Origin of the sequence: Pseudomonas schmalbachii (assembly GCF_017589465.1) — a bacterium.
Taxonomy (GTDB): domain Bacteria; phylum Pseudomonadota; class Gammaproteobacteria; order Pseudomonadales; family Pseudomonadaceae; genus Pseudomonas; species Pseudomonas schmalbachii.
The window spans coordinates 801,264-824,898 of sequence record NZ_JAELYA010000001.1 but is presented as its reverse complement, the minus strand read 5'-3'; the positions used below and the strand labels follow the sequence as shown (position 1 = coordinate 824,898).

The following is a 23,635-nucleotide window of genomic DNA, read 5'->3' as shown; positions in this document are numbered from 1 at the left end:
GGTGCACGCGAAAGCTTTAATCGGGGGAGGGGATAAAAAGAGCCCCTCACCCTAGCCCTCTCCCGGAGGGAGAGGGGATTGTCCGTGCGTGCGGTGGGGTTCACCGCACGTGGCGAAGCCTTATTGGCAAGCCTCGCAATCCGGGTTGTCGATCGAGCACGCCTTCGGAACCGGCGCCGGTTGCGGCGCGGCCTGCAGGGTCTCGTCGATCGCCGAGGACACGGCGTTCAGCTTGCCGGTGTTGATGGTCGACTTCTCGGTGCTGGTCGCGGCCAGGGCACGGAGGTAGTAGGTGGTCTTCAGACCGCGATACCAGGCCATGCGGTAGGTCACGTCGAGCTTCTTGCCCGAGGCGCCGGCGATGTACAGGTTCAGCGACTGGGCCTGGTCGATCCACTTCTGGCGGCGGCTGGCGGCGTCGACGATCCAGCGGGTTTCCACCTCGAACGCGGTGGCGTACAGATCCTTGAGGTCCTGCGGGATGCGCTCGATCTGCTGCACGGAGCCGTCGTAGTACTTCAGGTCGTTGACCATGACCGGGTCCCACAGGCCGCGCGCCTTGAGGTCGTGCACCAGGTAGGGGTTGATCACGGTGAACTCGCCCGAGAGGTTCGATTTCACGTACAGGTTCTGGTAGGTCGGCTCGATGGACTGCGATACGCCGGTGATGTTGGCGATGGTCGCGGTCGGTGCGATGGCCATGATGTTCGAGTTGCGGATGCCTTTCTGCACGCGGGCGCGGACCGGTGCCCAGTCCAGGGACTCGGTGAGGTCGACGTCGATGTACTTCTGGCCACGGGCCTCGATCAGGATCTGCTGGGAGTCCAGCGGCAGGATGCCCTTGGACCACAGCGAGCCTTCGAAGGTCTCGTAGGCGCCGCGCTCGTCGGCCAGGTCACAGGAAGCCTGGATGGCGAAGTAGCTCACCGCTTCCATGGACTTGTCGGCGAACTCGATGGCCGCGTCCGAGCCGTACGGAATGTGCTGCAGGTACAGCGCGTCCTGGAAGCCCATGATGCCGAGGCCGACCGGACGGTGCTTGAGGTTGGAGTTGCGCGCCTGCGGGACCGAGTAGTAGTTGATGTCGATGACGTTATCGAGCATGCGTACTGCGGTCTTGACGGTTTTCTCCAGCTTCGCGGTGTCCAGCTTGCCGTCGACGATGTGGTTGACCAGGTTGATCGAGCCCAGGTTGCAGACCGCGATCTCGTCCTTGTTGGTGTTCAGGGTGATCTCGGTGCACAGGTTCGAGCTGTGGACCACGCCGACGTGCTGCTGCGGGCTGCGCAGGTTGCACGGGTCCTTGAAGGTCAGCCACGGGTGGCCGGTCTCGAACAGCATGGAGAGCATCTTGCGCCACAGGTCCTTGGCCTGGACGACCTTGTGCAGCTTGATCTTGCCGTAGCCGGCCATGGCTTCGTAGTACTCGTAGCGCTCTTCGAAGGCCTTGCCGGTGAGGTCGTGCAGGTCCGGGACGTCGGACGGCGAGAACAGGGTCCAGGAGCCATCGTCGAACACGCGCTTCATGAACAGGTCCGGAATCCAGTTCGCGGTGTTCATGTCGTGGGTGCGGCGGCGGTCGTCACCGGTGTTCTTGCGCAGCTCGATGAACTCTTCGATGTCCATGTGCCAGGTTTCGAGGTACGCGCAGACGGCGCCCTTGCGCTTGCCACCCTGGTTCACGGCGACGGCGGTGTCGTTCACCACTTTGAGGAACGGCACGACGCCCTGGGACTTGCCGTTGGTGCCCTTGATGTAGGAGCCCAGCGCGCGCACCGGCGTCCAGTCGTTACCCAGGCCGCCGGCGAATTTGGACAGCATGGCGTTGTCGTGGATGGCGCTGTAGATGCCCGACAGGTCGTCCGGAACGGTGGTCAGGTAGCAGCTGGACAGCTGCGGACGCAGGGTGCCGGCGTTGAACAGGGTCGGGGTGGACGACATGTAGTCGAACGAGGACAGCAGGTTGTAGAACTCGATGGCGCGTTCTTCTTTCTGCTTCTCTTCGATGGCCAGGCCCATGGCCACGCGCATGAAGAAGACCTGCGGCAGTTCGAAACGGATGCCGTCCTTGTGGATGAAGTAGCGGTCGTACAGGGTCTGCAGGCCGAGGTAGGTGAACTGCTGGTCGCGCTCGTGGTTCAGGGCGCGGCCGAGTTTCTCCAGGTCGAATTCCTTCAGTTTCGGATCGAGCAGTTCGAACTCGACGCCTTTCTCGACGTACGCCGGCAGGGCCTTGGCGTAGAGGTCGGCCATCTCGTGGTGGGTGGCGCTTTCGGCCACGCCGAGGAAGCCCAGGCCTTCGGCGCGCAGGGTGTCCATCAGCAGGCGGGCGGTGACGTAGGAGTAGTTCGGCTCACGCTCGACCAGGGTACGGGCGGTCATCACCAGGGCGGTGTTGACGTCCTTCTCGGCCACGCCGTCGTACAGGTTCTTCAGGGTTTCGCGCTGGATCAGGTCGCCATCGACTTCGGCCAGGCCTTCGCAGGCTTCGCGGATGATGGTGTTCAGGCGGCCCATGTCGAGCGGCTGCTGGCTGCCGTCGGCGCGGGTGATGCGGATGCTCGGGTGCGGCTGGGCGACGGTGCTGGCGCTGTTCTTGCGCTCGTTGGCGCGGGCTTCGCGGTAGATCACGTAGTCGCGGGCGACTTTCTGCTCGCCGGCGCGCATCAGGGCCAGTTCGACCTGGTCCTGGATTTCTTCGATGTGGATGGTGCCACCGGACGGCATGCGGCGCTTGAAGGTCGCGGTGACCTGCTCGGTCAGGCGGGCGACGGTTTCATGGATGCGCGACGAGGCGGCGGCGGTGCCGCCCTCCACGGCGAGGAACGCCTTGGTGATGGCTACGGTGATCTTGTCATCGGTGTAGGGGACTACGGTGCCGTTGCGCTTGATCACGCGCAGCTGGCCCGGCGCGGTGGCAGCCAGATCCTGGGCGGATTCGGCGGCCTGCGGCGTCACGGCCTGCGGGTTCTCGCGAGTGGGGTCGATTTGCATGGGTGGTTATCTCCACATTCTCGTAATGTTTTTGAGGGGCATCGAAACGCCCATTTCCAAAGAAAAATCGGTAACGCAAAAGCAGCATCCGGCGGGGCCGGCTGCAGGAACTTGATTCAAGGACTGAGCGGAGGGACTGGAGCGCCTCCCTGGCCCGAGTCTTTGGTTGCAGCGACAAGGCTGGAACCACAATACCTAGTGGTAGTCGACTTCCGCTGAACGTAGCTGAAGCAACTGCCATACCGAATTTCCAACGACATGAAGCGCCCCCTTGGGGTGGATCACCGCCACTGTATTTCAGTACTGCTGGAAAGAACTGGAATAAAACCGGAGGAGCCTGATTCCGGCTCGCGAGTACGTCTTCTTCTTGTGTCCGATTTCTGTCGCCAACCACAACATGTAGGGGTCTGCTGCGACGGGGGTACAAGATAATGCGCTATTGGAGGGTTTGCAAGGCGAGGATGTGGGGAAAACCTGTGGATAAAATGTGGGTGAAATGTGCGTGACTGGCTGGGCGCGGCGTATGGCCGGAGCAGCGTCGGTTTTTCCCCGTTCGTCGCAGCCGGATGGTTTTTTCGGTGCGCCCCGGGGCCTGCGACGGTGCGGAAACCTACCACAATATCTAGTGGTTGTAAGGCATTTCCGGCACGCCAGTGCGGGAGGCGGGCCTGTTGGCTACAATGCGGCGTTTTTCCATACTGGGAAGATGGCTGCGAGCGAAGGCCGGGCAGGCGAAGGGCGGAGTATCGAATGTGCTCCGGACCTGTTGTCGTGCGGCATGATCTGGCGGAGCGGCTATAACCCGGTATGTTCAGCACCCCCGGATCGGACTTAGGAGGCGGTATGGAACAAGAGGCGCGGATTCTCATCGTCGAGGATGACCAGCGTCTGGCCGAGTTGACCCAGGACTACCTGGAGAGCAACGGCCTCGAGGTTTCCGTTGAGTCCAACGGGGCGGCGGCAGTGGAGCGCATTCTTGCCGAGCGACCGGACCTGGTCGTGCTCGACCTGATGCTGCCGGGCGAGGACGGCCTGTCGATCTGCCGGCGCATCCGCCCGGACTATGACGGGCCGATCCTGATGCTCACGGCGCGCACGGACGACATGGACCAGGTGCAGGGTCTGGAGATGGGCGCCGACGACTACGTGTGCAAGCCGGTACGCCCGCGCCTGCTGCTGGCGCGCATCCGCGCCCTGTTGCGGCGCAAGGAAGCAGTCGAGCCGGCTGCGGCAACTTCCGGCAAGCGCCTGTCGTTCGGCCGCCTGGTGATCGACAACGCCATGCGCGAAGCCTGGCTGGACGAGCAGACCATCGAGCTGACCAGCGCCGAGTTCGACCTGCTCTGGCTGCTGGCCTCCAATGCCGGGCGCATCCTGTCCCGCGAGGAAATCTTCAACTCCCTGCGCGGCATCGAATACGACGGTCAGGACCGTTCCATCGACGTGCGCATCTCGCGCATCCGCCCGAAGATCGGCGACGACCCGATGCATCCGCGGCAGATCAAGACGGTGCGCAGCAAGGGCTATCTGTTTGTCGGTGAGGTGTAGAACCCCTCACCCCAGCCCTCTCCCAGAGGGAGAGGGGGCGGTCCGGAATGCCGGCGGGCGCCGAGCATGCATCACCCCTCCCGTTGTTTGAGGGATAGAGGGAACAAGCATTGAAATCCATCTTCCTGCGCATCTACGGCGGCATGCTGCTGGCCCTGGTGCTGGTGGCCGCGCTCGGCGCCTTCACCCTGCACGTGGTCAACGAGGTGCGCAGCGGTCGCTACCTCGAAGAGCTGGCGCGCGGCACCTTCCGCCTGATGGCCGACGACCTGCGGCCGATGAACGACATCGAGCGCAGGCGCGCGCTGTCGCAGTGGAGCCGGCTGATGGGCATCCCGCTGCAGCAGCGGACGCTGGATTCGCTGAACATGCCCGGGCGCGACCGCGCGCGGCTGCTGAAGGACGACGTGCTGGTCCGCCAGAACGGCCCGCATGACTTCAAGGTGACCACCCAGATCAGCGCCGCGGAGGGCATGATCCTGGTCGGCGAGGTGGAGCAGATCAGCGAGCAGCTGGCACGGGCGACCATCTACCTGCTGATGGACGACCTGCAGGGCTACCCGGCCAGCCAGTATCCGTATCACCTGGCGCGCATCGTCCGCGACAAGCAGTTCGGCTTCGAGGTGCACCTGCGCAACCTGAAGGATGTCGACCTCGACGACGACCAGAGCCGTCGCGTGGAGGAGGGCGATACGGTGCTCGCGCTGGGCAAGGATGGCCGCTCGATCCGCGTGCTGTCGGGCATCCTCAATACGCCGTGGACCCTGGAACTGGGGCCGATCCACCAGATGAATCCCTATCCGACGCAACTGCTGCTGGGGATCGCGCTGGTCGCGCTGACCCTGATCGGCCTGATCGTGTTCTTCCTGGTCAGCCGCCTGGAGCAGCGCCTGCTCGGCCTGGATACGGCGGCCGCACGCATCGCCCGCGGCAACCTCGACGCGCGGGTGGAGGTGCGCGGCTCGGACTCGGTGGGGCGGCTGGCCGGCACCTTCAACCACATGGCCGAACAGTTGCAGCAACTGCTCAGCGTCCAGCGCGAGCTGGTGCGCGCGGTTTCCCACGAGCTGCGCACGCCGGTCGCGCGCCTGCGTTTCGGCCTGGAGATGATCGAGTCGGCGCAGACCGATTCCGCCCGCCGCAAGTACATGGACGGCATGGATGGCGACATCCAGGAACTCGATACGCTGGTCGACGAGATGCTCACCTACGCGCGGCTGGAACAGGGCTCGCCGCCCATGACCTTCGAGCGGCTGGAGCTGAGCGCGCTGGTCGAGCGGGTCGCCGGAGAGATCGCGCCGTTGCGCCGCGAAGTTCGCATCACCTGCGAGGCGACCAGCCTGGTGCCGTTCGACCAGGGCAGCTGGATCGAGGCCGAGCCGCGCTACCTGCAGCGGGCCCTGCAGAACCTGATCGGCAACGCCCTGCGCTATGCCGAAGGGCGGGTGCGGGTGAGCTACCGGGTCAGCTTCGACCGCTGCAGGGTGGATGTCGAGGACGACGGCCCCGGCGTCCCGGAGGAGCGCTGGGAGCGGCTGTTCACGCCGTTCTTCCGCGTCGACGACAGCCGCACGCGGGTGACCGGCGGGCACGGCCTGGGATTGTCCATCGTCCGGCGGATCATGCGCTGGCACGGCGGGCGGGCGCATATCGGCCGCAGCGAAAAACTCGGCGGCGCCTGCTTCACCCTGGTCTGGCCGCGCCGCCAGCGGCCGCAGTCGGACTGACCTTCAGGCCGGGCGAGACGCGCAGCGCACGCCGAAGCGCAGGCGGTACTCCTTGGGCGGCAGGCCGACGATGCGCTGGAACACCTTGCGGAACGCGCCCGGGTCCTGGTAGCCGACTTCCCAGGCGATCTGGTCGACGCTGCGGGTGGTGAACTCCAGCAGCTCGCGTCCCTTGGCCACGCGCAGTTCCTGGCAGTATTCCGTCGGCTTCAGCCCGGTGGCCTGCTGGAAGCGCCGCAGGAAGGTGCGCTCGCCCAGTCCGGCCTGTTCGGCCATCGCCCCCAGGGTCACATCGCGGGCGCCCTGTTTCTGCAGCCAGTGCTGGACCTTCAGCACCGCCGCGTCGCCGTGGGTGAGCGGCGGCGCGAAGCGGCTGAAGTAGCGCTGCGTCTGCCGGCTCAGGTCGATCACCAGGAAGTGTGCGGTGGCCGAGGCGATCGACGGCGCCAGCAAGCGGTCCACCAGCGCCAGGCCGAGGTCGGCCCAGGCCATCACGCCGCCGGCGGTGATGATGTCGCCGTCGTCGATGATCAGCTTGTCGGCATCCACCGCGATATCCGGATAGCGCTCGCCCAGCGTCCTGGCGAAGTTCCAGTGGGTGGTCGCCGGGCGCCCGCTGAGCAGGCCGGTTTCCGCCAGCAGCAGGACCCCGGCGCAAACCGAGCTGAGCGTCGCGCCGGCGGCGTGCTGCTGGCGCAGCCACTGGCTGAACGGCTGCAGGTTCTCGACCGGGGGCAGGCCGTCCAGGCAGGGCGGCAGGATCACCACGTTCATGCGGCTGCTCAGCGCTGGATGGCTGTCGAACACGCAGCGGATATCCCCCGACCCGGCGTCCGCCGCCCAATGCCGCACTCGCAGGGTCGGCAGGCCGGACCCGGGGTGCTCGCCGGCCATCCGGTTGGCTACGCTGAACAGGTCGGTCAGGCCGTACACCGCCGCGAGCTGCGCGCCGGGGTAGACAAGCAGGCCGACTTCCACCGTATCGTGCTGGGCGACCATGTCAGTTTCTCCCTCGAAATTGTCGATTCCGCCAATCCTCGACCAGATTCCGGGAGATTACAAAGACCACACGGGACAGCCGTCCCCCCAGCGAGAGGAAAACGACATGACCAGGCAAGCGCTCATCGTGGTGGACATCCAGAACGACTACTTCCCCGGCGGCAAATGGACCCTCAGCGGAGTCGAGGCGGCGGCCGACAACGCCGCCCGGCTGATCGGCGCGGCGCGGGAGGCCGGCGACCTGGTGGTGCATATCCGCCATGAATTCCCGTCCAGCGAGGCGCCGTTCTTCGTGCCCGGCTCGCCCGGCGCGGAAATCAACCCCAGGGTGCGCAACCAGGGCGACGAGCCGGTGGTGCTGAAGAACTTCGTCAACTCCTTCCGGCAGACCGAACTGAAGCCGCTGCTGGACAGCCACGGCATCGAGGAGGTGGTAATCGTCGGAAATATGAGCCACATGTGCGTGGACGCCGTCACGCGCGCCGCAGTGGACTACGGTTACAAGGCCACGGTGATTCACGACGCCTGTGCTACGCGCGATCTGGAATTCAACGGGGTGGTGGTGCCGGCCGGGCAGGCCCATGCAGCGTTCATGGCGGCCCTTGCATTCGCGTATGCGACGGTCATCTCCACCGACGAATACCTCGGCATGCCCCGCCAGGGCGAGTGAGCCCCGGCGGACTATCCCGGCACACCCGGCCGGGCCAAGCGGTTTGCGCAGGCAATCACCGGAGGAAGAGAGGAAGTGAGCGAGAACCGCCGCCAACCCGCAATGGCGGCGGCATCGTGGCGGCAGGGCTCCGCCTGGCTCTACCGCTGTCTCCCGTGAAAGCTGCGGGCGGCCCGGTGTGGCCGTCCGGCACTCCAATTCCAAAGGAGGGCGCAAGATGAGCTACATCACAACCCGCGACGGCACCGAGCTCTACTACAAGGACTGGGGCTCCGGCCAGCCGATCGTGTTCAGCCATGGCTGGCCGTTGTGTTCCGATAGCTGGGAATCGCAGATGCTGTTCCTCGCCAACCACGGATTCCGCTGCATCGCCCATGACCGCCGCGGCCACGGGCGTTCCAGCCAACCGTGGAACGGCAACGAAATGGACACCTACGCCGACGATCTCGCCGAACTTGTCGAGGCGCTGGACCTGAAGGACGCCATCCTGTTCGGCTTCTCCACCGGCGGTGGCGAAGTCAGCCGCTACATCGGCCGGCATGGCACCCGGCGTGTCGCCAAGGCCGGCCTGATCTCGGCCGTGCCGCCGCTCATGCTGCTGACCGAGAAGAACCCCAAGGGCCTGCCGATCATGGTCTTCGACGATATCCGCGCCGGCTCCATCGCCGACCGTTCGCAGCTGTACCGGGATATCGCCAGCGGCCCGTTCTTCGGCTACAACCGGCCCGGCGCGCGGCCCTCCCAGGGCATCATCGATTCGTTCTGGATGCAGGGCATGATGGCCGGGCACAAGAACGCCTACGACTGCATCAAGGCTTTCTCGGAAACCGATTTCACCGAAGACCTGAAGAAGTTCGACGTGCCGACCCTGGTATTGCATGGCGATGATGACCAGATCGTGCCGATCCAGGCCGCCGCCCAGGAATCGGCGAAGCTGATACCCAACGCCAGACTGCTGGTCTATCGCGGCGCGCCGCATGGGCTGACCGACACCCACAAGGACAAGCTCAACGGCGATCTGCTGGAGTTCGTCAAAAGCTGAGGAGGAATGCTCCCGATGAGCACTGCCAACCCGGAAGTGCGCGACAGCGCGCTGACCGTTACCACGCCGGATGGCGACTTTGCCGCCTTCGTCGCCTTGCCGGCGGCGACGCCGGCTCCGGTCGTCGTGGTGATCCAGGAAATCTTCGGCATCAACGAGGACATGCGCGAAACCTGCCGCAAGCTGGCCTCGCAGGGCTACGTCGCCGTCTGCCCGGACCTGTTCTGGCGCCAGGAGCCCGGGGTCAGCATCACCGACAAGACCCAGGAAGAGTGGGACAAGGCGATGAAGCTCTACACCGGCTTCGATGTCGACAACGGCGTCTCCGACATCATCGCCACCATCGCCACCGCCCTCAAACGCCCCGATGCGGTCACCAGGGTCGGCGTGGTGGGCTACTGCCTGGGCGGGCTGCTGTCCTTCCTGACGGCCACCCGTACCAAGGTCGATGCCGCGGTGTCGTACTACGGCGTGGGCATCGACAAGCACCTGGACGAGGCGAGCAACGTCAAGCATGGCCTGCTCATGCATATCGCCGAAGCGGACGAATTCGTCCCGGCCGAAGCCCGGCAGAAGATCGTCGCCGGGCTGAGCGGCAACCCGCACGTGGAGATCCACACCTATCCCGGCTGCAGCCACGCCTTCGCCCGCCATGCCGGGGTGCACTACAACGCCGTCTCGGCGAAGCTGGCCAATGCGCGGTCGACGGAGTTCTTCGCCAAGTACCTGAAGTAGGTTGGTGCTGAGCCTGCGAAGCCCAACAGCGCCGGCTCCGTCCGTTGTGACGGGCCGAGCCGGACGACCGGCGCAATCGCTGAATATCCAGCGCCCGGACGCGAATGCGTCCGGGCGCTGCCGGTTTCGTCGTCGGCACGTTGACGTGGCGGGAGGTGGCAGATAGCCTTCGCTCCACAAATGCGATGGATTCTGATTTGCAAATAATCCATGCGGAGTTCACCGCACCACCCACTCACGAGGACCGACGACGCGTGCGCGACGGGATGCTCAGCCTGTATCTGGCCCATCGCAGCGAGCTGCTGAACTACGCCAGCGGCATCGTTGGCGACCGCTCCCAGGCCGAGGACGTGCTGCAGGAGGCCTGGCTGCGCTTCGGCGCGGCGGCGGATGGGCGCGCGCTGGAGGAACCGCTCGGCTACCTGTACCGCATCGTCCGCAACCTCGCTCTCGACGGTCGCCGCCGGGCGGTGCGCGAGGGGCGTCGGAACGAAGTGGCGGAAGAGGAAATCACCGGCGAAGCCACTTCGCCCGAGGCGGAAGCGCTGGCCAGTCGCGAGCTGGAACTGCTCATGGCGGCGATGGCCGAACTGCCCGAGCGCACCCGTATCGCCCTGGAGATGCGCCGGCTCGGTGGCTGCAAGCTGAAGGACATCGCGTCCCATCTCGGTGTGTCGGTGACCGTCGCCCACGACATCGTCGCCGACGGCATCGCCCATTGCCGGCGCCGGGTGCGCCCGTCACCATAGCGGTGAATCGCAATTTTCCGAAAAAACCGGCTCCTCTGACGTTTATTGGAGAGGAGTTCCGATTGCTGTGTGTGCGCCGTGTGCCGACGGCGTGGGCCAGGGGAGAGGCATGACAATACCGGCTGAAGATCAGGAGCGCGCAACGGCGGAGGCCGCCCGCTGGCTGATTGCCCTGGAGGAAGACCCCGACGACGCGGCGCTGCAGGCGCGCTTCGAGGCGTGGCTGGACGCCAGTCCGGCCAACGCCCTGGCCTGGGCGGACACCGCCGATGTCTACCAGATGATGGGCCAGTTGCAGCCTCGTCACGCCGAACACTGGGCGCCGCGCGAGGCTGCCACGGCGGCTCCGGCTCCGGCGAGCCTGTCCCCGCGAACGCCTCGGCGGACTGCCTGGCGCCGGCGGCTGGCGCTCGGTGCCATGGCTGCCTGCCTGGCGCTGGCGGCGATGCCGTCCCTGCTGCTGCGAATGGAAGCCGACCACCTGACCGCCACCGCCGAGCAGCGCACATTGCGCCTGGAGGACGGCAGCCAGGTGCGGCTGGGCGCCGACAGCGCCATCGCCGTCGCCTTCGTCCAGGGCGAGCGCCGCGTGCAGTTGCTGCGGGGCGAGGCGTTCTTCGAGGTGGCCGCCGACGCCGCGCGCCCGTTCCGGGTGCAGGCCGGCGAGGTGCGGACCACTGTACTTGGCACCGCCTTCGAGGTGCGTCGGGACGGCGACAGCGTGGCCGTCGCGGTCGACCATGGGCGGGTGCTGGTCGAGCAACCCGGCGCCCCGGCGCCGCTGCCGGCGCGCCTGGGCAAGGGCGACTGGCTGCGCCTCGGGCGGGACGGCGCGGTCGAGCATGGCAGCATGCCGGCCGACCAGGTGGCGGCGTGGCGGCAGGGGCAGATCGTGGTGCGCGACCGGCCGTTGGGCGAAGTGGTCGAGGAACTGCGCCGCTACCACCAGGGGCTGATCATCCTGGCCGACGACGCGTTCGCCGGGCAGCGGGTGACCGGCGTGTACAACCTCGCCGACCCGGCCGCCGCGCTGCGCATCCTGGCCGGCGCGCACGGCGGCAAGGTGCGCCAGGTATCGCCCTGGCTGCTGGTGATATCCGCCGGCTGAGCCCGTCCCAGAGCGGGCCGGCTCGCGGAATTCCGGGGCAAGGTAGGGCGGGTGCAACCCGCCATCGCAGCTCCTGACTGGCGGGTTGCACCCGCCCTACGAAGCGAGCGCGCCGGGAAGAATCAAAAAAATTTTCGCCATCCGCGCATTTTCTTCCGAAAAAAATCGTCGCCCCGACGTTGTTTGCATGGAGGGGGAATGCGGCGCAGTTGCATTTGCGTCTACCCCGCATCAACGACGAATCTGGGAGGGGAAAATGGGATACACCGGGGGTGGCAAGGGCCGGATGCTGGGCGGCGTCCTGGCAGTGATGGCGGTGACCGGTTCGGCGCTGGCCGAACAGGGACAGGGATCGACGGCCGTGTCGGCGCAGGGCGATGGTCTGCAACTGGCCCAGGCGGCCGAGCGGGGCTTCGATATTCCGGCGATGCCGCTGGCCGATGCCCTGGCGCGGTTCGGCCTGCAGTCGGGCCTGCAGGTTTCCGTCGACGCGAATCTGGTCAGGGACCGGAACTCGCCGGGCGTGCGCGGCACCATGCCGCCCGAGCAGGCGCTGCAGCGGCTGCTGACCGGCACCGGCATCACCTTCCAGCTCACCGCCGACGGCGACGTGCTGCTGGAGTCCGAGCCCGACAGCGCCATCCTCCAGTTGCCCAGCGTGCTCATCAAGGCCAAGCGCGGCCCCGAGAATGTGCAGCGGGTGGCCGGCAGCGACTACGTCTTCGACAGCCGGGAGCTGGAACGCAGCCAGACCCGTGGCATCGAGGGCGTGCTGCGGCAGACGCCGAACGCCTTCTTCGAGGAACGCTCGAACGGCGACGTGGTGATCAACCTGCGCGGCAACTCGACCCGCAACAACAACACCGATGCCGGCATAGGACTCTACGTCGACGGCGCCTACAACTACATCCAGGGCAATAACAACAACATCCCGCTGTTCGACATCGACCAGGTCAACGTCCTGCTCGGCCCGCAGGGCGGCCTCTACGGCCGCAACGCGGTGGGCGGCGCGATCAACATCCAGACGGCCAACCCCACGGACATCTTCGAGGCCAGGGTCAAGGCCGGCGCCGGCAACTACGACGCGCGCAACCTCGAAGCCATGCTCAACCTGCCGACCGAGAGCCGCAACCTGCGCTTCCGCATCGCCGGCTTCCACGACGAGCGCGACGGCTACCTGTCCAACAGCACCGTCGGCCGCGACGAGAAGGACATGGCGCGCGACGGCGGGCGCTTCAAGGTCGGCATCACGCCTCACGAGGACTGGGACATGGTGTTCGGCGCCGAGCGCATCGAGCAGCGCCTGCCCGGCACGGCGTTGGTCACGGCCGACGACCCGGACCACAGCATCAACGACATCCTCGGCCGCACCTCGCGCAATTCGACCCGCTACAGCAGCGACATCAAGTGGCTGGCCAGCGACTGGCTGACCGTCCGTTCCATCAGCGGGCTGAGCCTGCCCGACGGCGAACTGCTGAGCGACGGCGACGGCACCGCGGCGCCGGTCGCCTCGATCTTCAATACCTTCGACGCCAGGCAGATCAACCAGGAATTCCGCTTCAGCTCGCCGGACGAAGTGGGCGGGCCGCTGAGCTGGGTGGTCGGCCTCAACTACTTCCGCGATGACATCGACACCCGCCAGGACACCACCCGGCTGGCCGACCGGCGCCTGGACCGGGCGTTGATCGACGGCCGCATCGAGCAGTACGCGGTCTTCGGCGAGGCGACCTACGAGATTCTCGCCGGCCTGCGCCTGACCGGCAGCCTGCGCTATTCCCAGGAAGACAAGGATGTGTCGGTGGAACTGCTGCGCAAGACCGCCGCCGCGCCGCGGTTCACCACGCTGTTCGTCAACGACAGCGACGACACCTACAAGCGCTGGAACCCCGGCCTGAGCCTCGCCTACGACTGGAACGAGCACCTGATGACCTACGCCAAGGTCGCCACCGCCTACAAGTCCGGTGGCGTCAACTTCGGCCCGACGCCATTCCCGGGGGAGGCCACCTTCGATCCCGAGGACGTGATCAGCTATGAGGTCGGCGCCAAGAGCCAGTGGTTCGACGACCGGCTGGTCCTCAATGCCAGCCTGTTCCACCAGAAGCAGGAAGACTTCCAGCTGCGCACCCGGATCGGCGCTACCAGCTTCTTCAGCAACGTCGGCGACGGCGTCACCGATGGCGCCGAACTGTCGCTGCGCGCCCTGCCGCTGGAGGGCCTCGAACTGAGCGCGGCCTATGGCTACCTGCTGGCCGAGTTCGACGACGCGCCGCAGGTCCAGGTGGCGCTGCCGCCGAACGGCGCCGGCACCACCATGGACGTGAGCGGCAAGCGGATTCCCGATGTGCCGACCCACACCCTGAACCTGGCCTCGACCTACCGCATGGCGCTGACCGACCAGCTGGACGCCATCCTGCGTGCCGAGTACTACGTGACGCGCGGCGGCTATGCGGATGCGGGGAATTTCGTCGACCTCGACGAGCGCAACTCGGTGAATCTCTCCGCCGGGGTGGAAAGCGAGCGCTTCGCCGTGACGCTGTTCGCCAACAACGTCTTCGACGAGGAATACTTCGAAGTCACGCCCACCTTCGGCAGCCCGGCGGTCGGTCAGCGCAACGCGCCGCGCACCGTCGGCGTCAGCACCGAGCTGTACTGGTGATGGCGACCCGCAGCGGAACCTGCGATGGACGATGGCGGCATGCCGGTGCGGTGGCGTTGCGCGTGCTCGCCGCCGTGCCCGGCGGTTACCTGGTCAGCTACGCGCTGACCGCCGGCCTGGCCGCGTTGCTGCCGTTGGAGCGGCCCGACGCGGCGCTGGTCGCCACGCTGCCGTCCTTCGCCATCTACCTCGGCATCCTCCTGTGGACCTTCGCCACCCCGCGCCCGGGGCGGCTCTGGCTCGGCCTGCTGCTGCTCGCCGCGCTGGCCGTGGCGGTCGCCGGATGGCCGGGGGAGGGGCGGCCGTGAAGCGTTCCCTCGTCCAGTCCTTCGACTGGCTGCACACCTGGGCCGGGCTGTTCGCCGGCTGGCTGCTCTTCGCGGTTTTCCTGACCGGTAGCCTGGCGCTGTTCAAGGCGGAGATCGGCTACTGGATGCAGCCGGAATTGCACGGCGTGGCGCGTGTATCGGACCGCGACGCGCTGGCCGTCGCCGAACGCCTGCTGCGAACCGGGGCCGAAGGTGCGCGCAGCTGGAGCATCAGCCTGCCGGACGTACGCGACCCGGGCCTGCAGATCGCCTGGCAGGCCCGGGACGGGAAGGGCAGCAGCCGCTGGCTGGACCCGCTCGGCGGCACGCTGCTCGACGTGCGCGCCACCCAGGGCGGCGCATTCTTCTCGCGCTTCCACTACAGCCTGGGGCTGGGCAAGCCCGGCGTGTGGATCGTCGGCGGGCTGGCCATGGCCATGCTGGCGGCGCTGGTCACCGGGGTGGTCATCCACCGGCGGATCTTCCGCGACTTCTTCACCTTCCGCCCGCGCGCCGCGACCCAGCGCGCCTGGCTGGACGCCCACAATGCCAGCGGCGTGCTGTTGCTGCCGTTCCACCTGATGATCACCTACACCGGGCTGGTGCTGTTCTATGCCTTCTATATGCCGGCGGCGATCCAGGCGCTGTATGCCGGCGATGCCAGGGCCTATTTCACCGAACTGGTGCCGCCGGTGGTGCGTCCAGTATCCGGCGAGGCCTGCACGTTGCAGCCGCTCGGCCCGTTGCTGGAGCGCGCGGAGGCGCAGTTCGGGGTCGGCCGGGTAGCGTCCCTGCTGGTACAGAATCCCGGTGATGCGGGCGCGCTGGTGCATGTCTTCCGCAGCCGCGACGACCGCCTGGCGCGGGTCAGCGATGCGCTGGTGTTCGATGGCTGCAGCGGCGGGATCGTCGCCCAGCGCCTGCAGCCGCGCGCCAGCTACCTGACGGAGCGGGTGATGGGCGGCCTGCATTTCGCCCATTTCGGCGGCGACTTCCTGCGCTGGCTGTATTTCCTCGCCGGCCTGGGCAGTTGCGCGATGATCGTCACCGGCCTGCTGCTGTTCACGCTGAAGCGCGAGCGCAGCGGCCGCGATGCCGCCGTCGTGCGCCTCGCCGCGCGGCTCAATCCGGCGGCGGTCGGCGGAACGCTGCTGGCCTGCGCTGCCTACCTGCTGGCCAACCGGCTGCTGCCGGCGGGTCTCGCCGGGCGGGCCGGCTGGGAAGTCGGCAGCTTCTTCGCCGCATGGGGCGCGGCCCTGCTGTACGCCTGTGTGCGCCCGCCGGCGCGGCTCTGGAGCGAGCTGCTCGCCGGCGCTGCGCTGCTGGCCATGCTCGTGCCGCTGGTGAACGGCCTGACCTGCGACAGCCACCTGCTGCGTACGCTGCCGCAGGGCGACTGGCGCCTGGCGCTGGTCGATCTCACCGCGCTGGCCAGCGGCCTGCTGCTGGCTGCCTTGGCCATCCGCCTGCGGCGCCAGGCCAGCCGCCGGGATGTCGCCGCAAACGCAACGCCGGGGGGGCCCGAATGATGCTCCATCCACTCGCGGTGCCGGCCTTGCTCTATGCCGGCTGGGCAGCCTGGGCGCTGGCCATGGACCGCCACCATCGGCAGGTCGCCGGTGGTGCCTCCGCGCCGCTGCGTCGCCTGGCTTTGCGGCTCGGCGGCGGACTGTGCCTGCTGGCGGCGTTCGCCGTGTCGGTTTTCCGCTGGGGCTGGAACATCGGCCCGGTGGTCTGGTGCGTCCTGCTGTCGGTGATGGCGCTCGGCTTCGTCCTGGCTTTCGCCTTCCGTCCGCGCCTTGCCGCGCTGGGTGCTCCGCCGCTCCTGCTGCTTGTCGCGCTGGCGGCTTCGTTCTGAGCCGGCGTCACTCCCGCGTCAGGTAATGCACGCTGAACCACTGCTGCGGATCGGTCCACAGCGCCGCCGGGCGGAAGCCGGAGGAGCCGGCCAGTTCGCGGAAGGCGTCGATGCTGTACTTGCAGGAGTTCTCCGTGTGCAGGCTCTCGCCGTCGCGGAACATGAAGCGCCGGCCTTCCACGCGCACAGTCTGCGGGCGGGTGCTGAGCAGGTGCATCTCGATGCGCGATTGCGCCTCGTTGTAGAAGGCGTGGTGGCGGAAGCGCGACGGGTCGAGGTCGGTGTCCAGTTCGCGGCGGATGCGCTGCAGCAGGTTCAGGTTGAAGGCGGCGGTCACGCCGGCGCTGTCGTTGTAGGCCGCTTCGAGGATGCGGGGGTCTTTGGCCAGATCGACGCCGATCAGCAGGCCGCCGCCGCGCGGCAGCAGGCGGTGCAGGTTGCGCAGGAAGATGCGCGCCTCGTTCGGGGTGAAGTTGCCGATGCTCGAACCGGGAAAGAACGCCACCGGCCGCCCGTCATCCAGCGGACGGGGCAGCGCCAGCGGGTGGGAGAAATCGGCGTGCAGCGCGTGCACGTTCAGCCAGGGATAGTCGTCGGCCAGTCGTTGCGTGCTGCTCAGGAGGAAGTCGCGGGAGATGTCGATGCCCAGGTAGCGCGCCGGGCGCAGTGCCTCCAGCAGCAGGCGGACCTTGCGGCTGGCGCCGCTGCCCAGTTCCACCAGGGTGACGTCGCGGCCGAGGCGGTCGGCGATGTCGTCGGCGGCGCTGGCGAGGATGCCTTCCTCGGTGCGCGTCAGGTAGTACTCGGGCAGGCGGGTGATCTGCTCGAACAGCTCGGAGCCGCGCCGGTCGTAGAAGAACTTCGGCGCCAGGCGTTTCGGCCCGGCGGCGAATCCGGCGAGGACTTCATCGCGCAGCGAGGCGCTGTCGTCGTGCGCCAGGCGGTCGTGGAAGTTGACTGCGAGGGCCATTCAAGCCTCCTTGGCCAGGCGCAGTCCGGCGAACTGCCAGCGCATGGCGGGATAGAAGAAGTTGCGGTAGGTGCAGCGGATGTGGTCCCGCGGTGTCGCGCAACAGCCGCCGCGCAGCACCATCTGGCCGCTCATGAACTTGCCGTTGTATTCCCCCAGGCTGCCGGGCAGCGGCTGGAAGCGCGGGTAGGGGCGGTAGGCGCTGCCGGTCCATTCCCAGACATCGCCGAACATCTGCTGCGGCGCATGCGGATCGTCCGCCGCGGCGACCGGCTGCAAGTGGTCGCTGTCGACGAAGTTGCCCTGCAGCGGCAGCTTCGCCGCCGCCACTTCCCACTCCGCCTCGGTGGGCAGCCGCGCGCCGGCCCAGTTGGCGTAGGCGTCGGCCTCGTAGAAGCTCAGGTGGCAGACCGGCGCGTTGAGGTCCAGCGGGCGCAGGCCGCCGAGGGTCAGCTCGTACCACTCGTCGTCCTCCCACAGCCAGTACAGCGGCGCGTGCCAGCCGTGCTGGCGCACCTCGTTCCAGCCGTCGGACAGCCACAGCTCGCTGCGCGCATAGCCGCCGTCGATGATGAAGCCAAGGTAGTCGCCGTTGCTCACCGGCCGGCTGGCCAGGCGGAAGTCGCCGAGGAATTCACGGTGGCGCGGCATCTCGCAATCGAAGGCGAAGCCCTGGCCGTCATGGCCGATCTGGTGCAGGCCGCCGGCGTATTCGTGCCAGCGCAGCGGCGCGGCCGGCGTCGTCGGTGGCGGCGCCAGGTCGGTGCGATAGGCCGGGTGCAGCGGGTTCTGCGCGAGGATGTGTTTGATGTCCATGAACAGCAGTTCCTGGTGCTGCTGTTCGTGCTGCAGGCCGAGCTCGACGCGGCGGGCGATCTCTTCGGCGTGCTGCTCCGGCGGCGCGCCGAGCAGTTCCTCCATGGCCCGGTCGACATGCGCGCGGAAGGCAATGACCTCGGCCACTCCGGGCCGCGAGATCAGCCCGCGCCGGGCACGGGTGAAGGGCGTGCCATGGGTCTCGTAGTAGGAATTGAACAGGTGGTCGTAGAGCGGCTCCGGCGTGCGGTAGCCGGGCAGGAAGGGCTTCAGCAGGAAGGCCTCGAAGAACCAGCTGACATGCGCCAGGTGCCACTTCGGCGGGCTGACGTCGGGCATGCTCTGGATCACCTGGTCCTCGACGGACAGCGGCGCGCAGATCGCCTCGCTGGCTGCACGCACGTGCCGGAAGCGCTGCAGCAGAGCCGGTGTACCTGATTCCGAAATCTCGCGAACGGGATGGCGCATGGCGCTTCTCCTTGGGCGGACGCGGGCATAGGGTCTAATTGGAACTGACTCGACGGAATATCGAAAGTTGCAATTGGAATCAGGCCACGAACGCTAGGGATGAAATGCTCTTACCGACACAATCCCAGACGTTCATGCCACTCCGCGATGGACTCTTCGGGATAGCCGTCGAACAGCTTGTCGCCCGGCCGCTCATCCACTTCCACCCACGGCGCCTTCGAGTCGAGCAGCAGGTGGGTGTGCTCCGGCGGGACCGGTAGCGGCGTGTCGATGGCCGAGGCGAACGGGTGGATCAGCTCGGGCCAGGTCGGGTCGTACAGCCACAGCGCGCTGCCGCAGAGGCTGCAGAAATGCCGGGCGGCGCTGCTGGTGTAGGCGCGGCGGGCGCCTTCCGGCTTGATCTTCGCGTGGTAGACGCTGACCCGCTTGGCCCCGCGCACCTTCAGACTGCGCGAGTCGCCGGCCAGATTGATCGCATAACCGCCGCCGCCCTGGGTCTTGCGGCAGATCGAGCAGTAGCAGCGCTGATACGGGTAGGGGTGGGCGCTTTCCAGGCTGAACCTGACGGCGCCGCAGTGGCAGGAGCCTTCGAGACGCATGGCGTGATCCTCCGCTACAGGATCTAGAAATTGACCTTTAGGTCAGAAAATGCAGAATGCATGCCCGGCATTCGCATCCATTGTCGCGGCAATACCTCTTTCGTTATGTAATTTTTGCTATAACGGGTGCTGTGCAAGACGCCGCGCTCTGGCAAATTGCGGGGCAGGGAAGAGAGCCCGCTCGCGGCGGGCTCTCCGGATAGTCATCAGGCAGGAACTCCGAGGATCACATGGGAAGCCTTGATCACCGCCGTCGCGCTGACGCCAGGAGCCAGGCCGAGTTCGTTGACGGCATCGCGGGTGACCACGGCGACCACTTCGGTTCCGCCATCCAGGGTGAGGACCACTTCGGCATTCACCGCGCCGTCGGCCACGGATTTGACCTTGCCCGGCAGGCAGTTGCGCGCGGACAGGCGGATGTCGCTGCCTTCGGTCATCAGCATCACCCACGGCGCCTTGACCAGCGCGTAGACCTCCTTGCCCTGGGCCAGGCCCAGGCTCTTCACGCTGCCTTCGGTGACGATCGCCACCAGCTCGGCGCCGCCGGGCAGGGCGACCACCACCTCGGCGTTCACCGCGCCATCGCGCAGGTTCTTGACGGTTCCCTTGAATACGTTGCGTGCGCTGACTTTCATGGCCTGTTCTCCTGGGCTCTGGGTTTCTTTCGCCGGAGCGGCTCGCTGCCGGGCCGGTCGGCTTTCCTTCGGGGCGCCTGGAGTTATAGACCAACCGCCCCGGCTCCGTTCGGTTCATCCAAATCACAACGACACCTCCCTGGAGCAATCAGATGAAACATCGTTTCGCCCGCCTCACCCTGGCCATCGCCTCCTGCCTGGCCATGCACGCTGCCCTGGCCGATGAGGTTCAGGTCGCCGTCGCCGCCAACTTCACCGCGCCGATCCAGGCCATCGCCAAGGACTTCGAGAAGGACACCGGGCACAAGCTGGTCGCCGCCTACGGCTCCACCGGGCAGTTCTATGCGCAGATCAGGAACGGCGCGCCCTTCGAGGTGTTCCTCGCCGCCGACGACAGCACCCCGGCGAAGCTGGAGCAGGAAAAGGAGATCGTTCCCGGCTCTCGCTTCACCTACGCCATCGGCAGCCTGGCGCTGTGGTCGCCGAAGACCGGCTATGTCGATGACAAGGGCGAGGTGCTGAAGAAGAACGAGTTCCAGCACCTCTCCATCGCCAACCCGAAGACCGCGCCCTACGGCCTGGCCGCCACCCAGGTGCTGGACAAGCTCGGCCTGACCCGGCAGCTCGCCGGCAAGATCGTCGAGGGGCAGAACATCACCCAGGCCTACCAGTTCGTGTCCAGTGGCAATGCCGAACTGGGCTTCGTGGCGTTGTCGCAGATCTACAAGGATGGCAAGGTGAGCAGCGGTTCGGCCTGGATCGTGCCGGCCGACATGCACGAACCGATCCGCCAGGATGCGGTGATCCTCAACAAGGGCAAGGACAACGCGGCGGCCAAGGCCCTGGTTGAATACCTGAAGGGACCGAAGGCGGCTGCCGTGATCAAGTCCTACGGCTACGAGCTCTAACCACAAGGAAGGAAACAGCGATGCCCCTGACGTCGGCGGATATCTCGGCCATTGTCCTGACCCTCGAACTGGCATCGCTGACCACCCTGATCCTGCTGCTGATCGGCACGCCGATCGCCTGGTGGCTGGCACGCACCCGCTCCTGGCTGAAGGGGCCGGTGGGCGCGGTGGTGGCGCTGCCGCTGGTGTTGCCGCCGACGGTGATCGGCTTCTACCTGCTGGTGACCATGGGGCCGAACGGTCCCATCGGCCAGTTGACCCAGCAAATGGGCATCGGCCTGCTGCCGTTCAGCTTCGCCGGGCTGGTGGTGGGCTCGGTGTTCTATTCGCTGCCGTTCGTGGTGCAGCCGCTGCAGAACGCTTTCGAAGCCATCGGCACGCGCCCGCTGGAGGCCGCCGCGACGCTGCGGGCGAGCCCGCTGGACTGCTTCTTCAGCGTGGTCCTGCCGCTGGCCCGGCCGGGCTTCGTCACCGCCGCCATCCTCGGTTTCGCCCATACGGTCGGCGAGTTCGGCGTGGTGCTGATGATCGGCGGCAACATCCCGGAGAAGACCCGCGTGGTCTCGGTGCAGATATTCGACCACGTCGAGGCCATGGAGTACGCCCAGGCGCACTGGCTGGCCGGCGGCATGGTGGTGTTTTCCTTCTTCGTGCTGCTGGCGGTGTATGCCAGCCGGCGCTCGCAGTCATGGACCTGAAATGAGTATCGAGGCGCGTTTCCGCCTGGACTATCCGGCATTCAGCCTGGATGTGGACCTGCAAATGCCTGGACGCGGAGTGAGCGCGCTGTTCGGCCATTCCGGCTCGGGCAAGACCACCTGCCTGCGCTGCGTCGCCGGTCTGGAGAAGGCCGCCACGGCCTATCTGGCGGTGAACGGCGAAGTCTGGCAGGACAGCGAGCGCGGCCTGTTCCTGCCGCCGCACAAGCGCGCCATCGGCTATGTGTTCCAGGAGGCCAATCTGTTCGAGCACCTGTCGGTGCGGCGCAATCTCACCTATGGCATGAAGCGCGTGCCGCGCGACCAGCATCGCGTCGAACTGCGGCAGGCCGTCGACCTGCTCGGCATCGATCACCTGCTGGAGCGCATGCCGCGCAACCTTTCCGGCGGCGAGCGGCAGCGGGTCGGCATGGCGCGGGCGCTGCTCACCAGCCCGAAGCTGCTGCTGATGGACGAACCGCTGGCCGCCCTCGACCTCAAGCGCAAGGCGGAAATCCTGCCGTACCTGGAGCGCCTGCACGACGAGCTGGATATCCCGATCCTCTACGTCAGCCACTCGCCGGACGAAGTCGCGCGGCTGGCCGATCATCTGGTGCTGCTGGAGGGTGGCCGCGTGCTGGCCAGCGGACCGGTCGGCGCCACCCTGGCGCGTACCGACCTGCCGACCTCGCTGCTGGAAGACGCCGGCGTGGTCATCGACGGCCATGTGCTCGGCCATGACGCGGACTACGGCCTGCTCAGCGTCGGCCTGCCGGGGACTGACCTGGGCATTCGTCTTGCCCACGCCGCGCTGGCGCAGGGCAGGGCATTGCGGATCAAGGTCCAGGCGCGGGACGTCAGCCTGAGCCTGGAGCGGCAGGCGCACAGCAGCATCCTCAATGTGCTGCCGGCGACGGTGGCTGAGATCGTCGACACGGACAATCCGGCGCACCGGCTGGTGAAGCTGGATGTCGCCGGTACGCCGCTGCTGGCGCGGATCACCCGCTTTTCCCACGACCAGCTCGGCTTGAAGCCGGGGCTGCCGGTATGGGCTCAGATCAAATCCGTAGCGCTGCTGGCGTAGGTTGGCGCTGAACGCAGTGAAGCCCAACATCTGCCGGGCGTTGCACCGTTGGGCTTCGCAAGCTCAGCGCCAACCTGCATGGGCAGCATGGCGCTGATAAAAAAAGGGCGACTTTCGTCGCCCTGTCCCAAAAAAACGGTTTGTCGTGTGGCTCAGCGTGCGTTGCGCAGGGCCTCGATGCGTTCTTCCAGCGGCGGGTGGCTCATGAACAGGCCGGCCAGGCCGTGCTTCAGCACACCGTTGATACCGAAGGCCGCCAGGGTGTCGGGCATCTGCACCGGCACGCCCTGTTCGGCGCGCAGGCGTTGCAGTGCGGCGATCATCGCGCCGCTGCCGGCCAGGTGGGCGCCGGCTTCGTCGGCGCGGAATTCGCGGCGGCGCGAGAACCACATGACGATGATGCTGGCGAGGATGCCCAGTACCAGCTCGGCGAAGATGGTCGCAACGAAGTAGCCGATGCCCGGGCCGTCCTCGTTCTTCAGGATCGCCTTGTCGACGAAGTTGCCGAAGATGCGCGCGAAGAACATCACGAAGGTGTTCACCACGCCCTGGATCAGCGCCAGGGTGACCATGTCGCCGTTGGCCACGTGGCCGATCTCGTGGGCCAGCACGGCCTTCACTTCTTCCGGCGAGAAGCGTTCCAGCAGGCCCTGGCTGACCGCTACCAGCGCGTCGTTCTTGTTCCAGCCGGTGGCGAAGGCGTTGGCTTCGTAAGCGGGGAAGATGCCGACCTCGGGCATCTTGATCCCGGCTTCGCGGGAGAGCTCTTCGACGGTCTGCAGCAGCCACTGTTCATGACGGGTGCGCGGCTGGCTGATGATTTCGGTGCCGGTGCTCATCTTCGCCATCCACTTCGAGATGAACAGCGAGACCAGCGAGCCGGCGAAGCCGAACACGGCGCAGAAGATCAGCAGGCTGCCGTAATTCTGGCCGGTGAAGCGGTCCACTCCGAGCAGTTTGAGGGTGATGCTGGCGATCACCAGAACTGCCAGGTTGGTGGCCAGGAACAACAGGATGCGCATCATGGAAAAGGCTACTCCTCAGGTATCAGGCGCTTTGCGAC

At 66.8% G+C, this 23,635-nt stretch carries 21 protein-coding genes; 14 read left to right on the top strand and 7 right to left on the bottom strand.

All coding sequences use genetic code 11. The annotated features are described in order from the left end of the window. Positions 1-120 precede the first annotated feature (120 nt). Positions 121-2,994 carry a ribonucleoside-diphosphate reductase subunit alpha gene (locus tag JFY56_RS03635; protein WP_208312097.1) on the bottom strand — a complete coding sequence of 958 codons (2,874 nt, stop codon included), beginning with the start codon at positions 2,992-2,994 and terminating at the stop codon, positions 121-123. A gap of 843 nt (positions 2,995-3,837) precedes the next feature. Here JFY56_RS03635 and JFY56_RS03630 point away from each other — a divergent pair. Both JFY56_RS03630 and JFY56_RS03625 read left to right on the top strand, forming a co-directional pair. Then, positions 3,838-4,542 carry a response regulator gene (locus JFY56_RS03630; protein ID WP_208312096.1) on the top strand — a complete coding sequence of 235 codons (705 nt, stop codon included), beginning with the start codon at positions 3,838-3,840 and terminating at the stop codon, positions 4,540-4,542. A gap of 110 nt (positions 4,543-4,652) precedes the next feature. After that, the gene (locus JFY56_RS03625) at positions 4,653-6,269 is read left to right on the top strand and encodes an ATP-binding protein (RefSeq protein WP_208312095.1); all 1,617 of its coding nucleotides are present in this window, start codon (positions 4,653-4,655) and stop codon (positions 6,267-6,269) included. 3 nt (positions 6,270-6,272) lie between these two features. On the opposite strand, the gene JFY56_RS03620 is transcribed toward JFY56_RS03625, so the two are convergent. Further along, the gene (locus JFY56_RS03620; protein ID WP_208312094.1) at positions 6,273-7,268 is read right to left on the bottom strand and encodes a GlxA family transcriptional regulator; all 996 of its coding nucleotides are present in this window, start codon (positions 7,266-7,268) and stop codon (positions 6,273-6,275) included. A gap of 106 nt (positions 7,269-7,374) precedes the next feature. Between JFY56_RS03620 and JFY56_RS03615 the strand changes: the two genes are divergently transcribed. From JFY56_RS03615 to JFY56_RS03575, 9 genes are all read left to right on the top strand, one after another. Continuing rightward, positions 7,375-7,938, top strand: coding sequence for a cysteine hydrolase family protein (locus tag JFY56_RS03615; RefSeq protein WP_208312093.1), 564 nt, complete (start codon positions 7,375-7,377; stop codon positions 7,936-7,938). Positions 7,939-8,155: 217 nt separating this feature from the next. After that, on the top strand, positions 8,156-8,980 hold the full coding sequence (locus tag JFY56_RS03610; protein ID WP_208312092.1) for an alpha/beta fold hydrolase: 825 nt from the start codon (positions 8,156-8,158) through the stop codon (positions 8,978-8,980). Positions 8,981-8,995: 15 nt separating this feature from the next. Then, positions 8,996-9,715 (top strand): dienelactone hydrolase family protein, encoded by a 720-nt coding sequence (locus JFY56_RS03605; protein WP_208312091.1) that lies wholly within the window; start codon positions 8,996-8,998, stop codon positions 9,713-9,715. Positions 9,716-9,912: 197 nt separating this feature from the next. After that, positions 9,913-10,464 (top strand): sigma-70 family RNA polymerase sigma factor, encoded by a 552-nt coding sequence (locus tag JFY56_RS03600; RefSeq protein WP_236032412.1) that lies wholly within the window; start codon positions 9,913-9,915, stop codon positions 10,462-10,464. A gap of 109 nt (positions 10,465-10,573) precedes the next feature. Then, the gene (locus tag JFY56_RS03595) at positions 10,574-11,572 is read left to right on the top strand and encodes a FecR family protein (RefSeq protein WP_208312090.1); all 999 of its coding nucleotides are present in this window, start codon (positions 10,574-10,576) and stop codon (positions 11,570-11,572) included. A gap of 256 nt (positions 11,573-11,828) precedes the next feature. Further along, positions 11,829-14,228: a TonB-dependent receptor domain-containing protein gene (locus JFY56_RS03590; RefSeq protein ID WP_208312089.1), complete on the top strand. Its 2,400-nt coding sequence runs from the start codon at positions 11,829-11,831 to the stop codon at positions 14,226-14,228. Further along, the gene (locus JFY56_RS03585) at positions 14,228-14,536 is read left to right on the top strand and encodes an iron transporter (RefSeq protein WP_208312088.1); all 309 of its coding nucleotides are present in this window, start codon (positions 14,228-14,230) and stop codon (positions 14,534-14,536) included. The genes JFY56_RS03590 and JFY56_RS03585 overlap by 1 nt, the downstream gene beginning before the upstream one ends. Further along, complete coding sequence (locus tag JFY56_RS03580) at positions 14,533-16,065, top strand: PepSY-associated TM helix domain-containing protein (RefSeq protein WP_208312087.1); 1,533 nt, start codon at positions 14,533-14,535, stop codon at positions 16,063-16,065. The genes JFY56_RS03585 and JFY56_RS03580 overlap by 4 nt, the downstream gene beginning before the upstream one ends. After that, positions 16,065-16,394: a DUF3325 domain-containing protein gene (locus tag JFY56_RS03575; protein ID WP_208312086.1), complete on the top strand. Its 330-nt coding sequence runs from the start codon at positions 16,065-16,067 to the stop codon at positions 16,392-16,394. Before JFY56_RS03580 ends, JFY56_RS03575 begins: the two co-directional genes overlap by 1 nt. A gap of 7 nt (positions 16,395-16,401) precedes the next feature. On the opposite strand, the gene egtD is transcribed toward JFY56_RS03575, so the two are convergent. The 4 genes from egtD to JFY56_RS03555 form a co-directional block, all read right to left on the bottom strand. Beyond that, the gene (egtD, locus tag JFY56_RS03570; RefSeq protein ID WP_208312085.1) at positions 16,402-17,364 is read right to left on the bottom strand and encodes an L-histidine N(alpha)-methyltransferase; all 963 of its coding nucleotides are present in this window, start codon (positions 17,362-17,364) and stop codon (positions 16,402-16,404) included. Beyond that, positions 17,365-18,648 (bottom strand): ergothioneine biosynthesis protein EgtB, encoded by a 1,284-nt coding sequence (egtB, locus tag JFY56_RS03565; protein ID WP_208312084.1) that lies wholly within the window; start codon positions 18,646-18,648, stop codon positions 17,365-17,367. It abuts the gene before it with no gap. A 110-nt stretch (positions 18,649-18,758) separates the two neighbouring features. Continuing rightward, entirely contained in the window at positions 18,759-19,247 is a 489-nt protein-coding gene (locus tag JFY56_RS03560) for a GFA family protein (protein ID WP_208312083.1), read from the bottom strand. A 206-nt stretch (positions 19,248-19,453) separates the two neighbouring features. Then, positions 19,454-19,882: a TOBE domain-containing protein gene (locus tag JFY56_RS03555; protein ID WP_208312082.1), complete on the bottom strand. Its 429-nt coding sequence runs from the start codon at positions 19,880-19,882 to the stop codon at positions 19,454-19,456. A gap of 152 nt (positions 19,883-20,034) precedes the next feature. Between JFY56_RS03555 and modA the strand changes: the two genes are divergently transcribed. From modA to modC, 3 genes are read left to right on the top strand one after another with little or no spacing between them, the layout of a single operon-like run. Then, positions 20,035-20,790, top strand: a complete 756-nt coding sequence (modA, locus tag JFY56_RS03550) for a molybdate ABC transporter substrate-binding protein (RefSeq protein WP_208312081.1) — start codon at positions 20,035-20,037, stop codon at positions 20,788-20,790. 20 nt (positions 20,791-20,810) lie between these two features. Continuing rightward, entirely contained in the window at positions 20,811-21,488 is a 678-nt protein-coding gene (gene modB, locus JFY56_RS03545; protein WP_208312080.1) for a molybdate ABC transporter permease subunit, read from the top strand. Position 21,489: 1 nt separating this feature from the next. Further along, positions 21,490-22,572 carry a molybdenum ABC transporter ATP-binding protein gene (modC, locus tag JFY56_RS03540; RefSeq protein ID WP_208312079.1) on the top strand — a complete coding sequence of 361 codons (1,083 nt, stop codon included), beginning with the start codon at positions 21,490-21,492 and terminating at the stop codon, positions 22,570-22,572. 152 nt (positions 22,573-22,724) lie between these two features. Here the strand turns inward: modC and htpX are convergent, their stop codons facing one another. After that, positions 22,725-23,597, bottom strand: coding sequence for a protease HtpX (gene htpX, locus JFY56_RS03535; protein ID WP_208312078.1), 873 nt, complete (start codon positions 23,595-23,597; stop codon positions 22,725-22,727). Between the last annotated feature and the right edge of the window lie 38 nt (positions 23,598-23,635).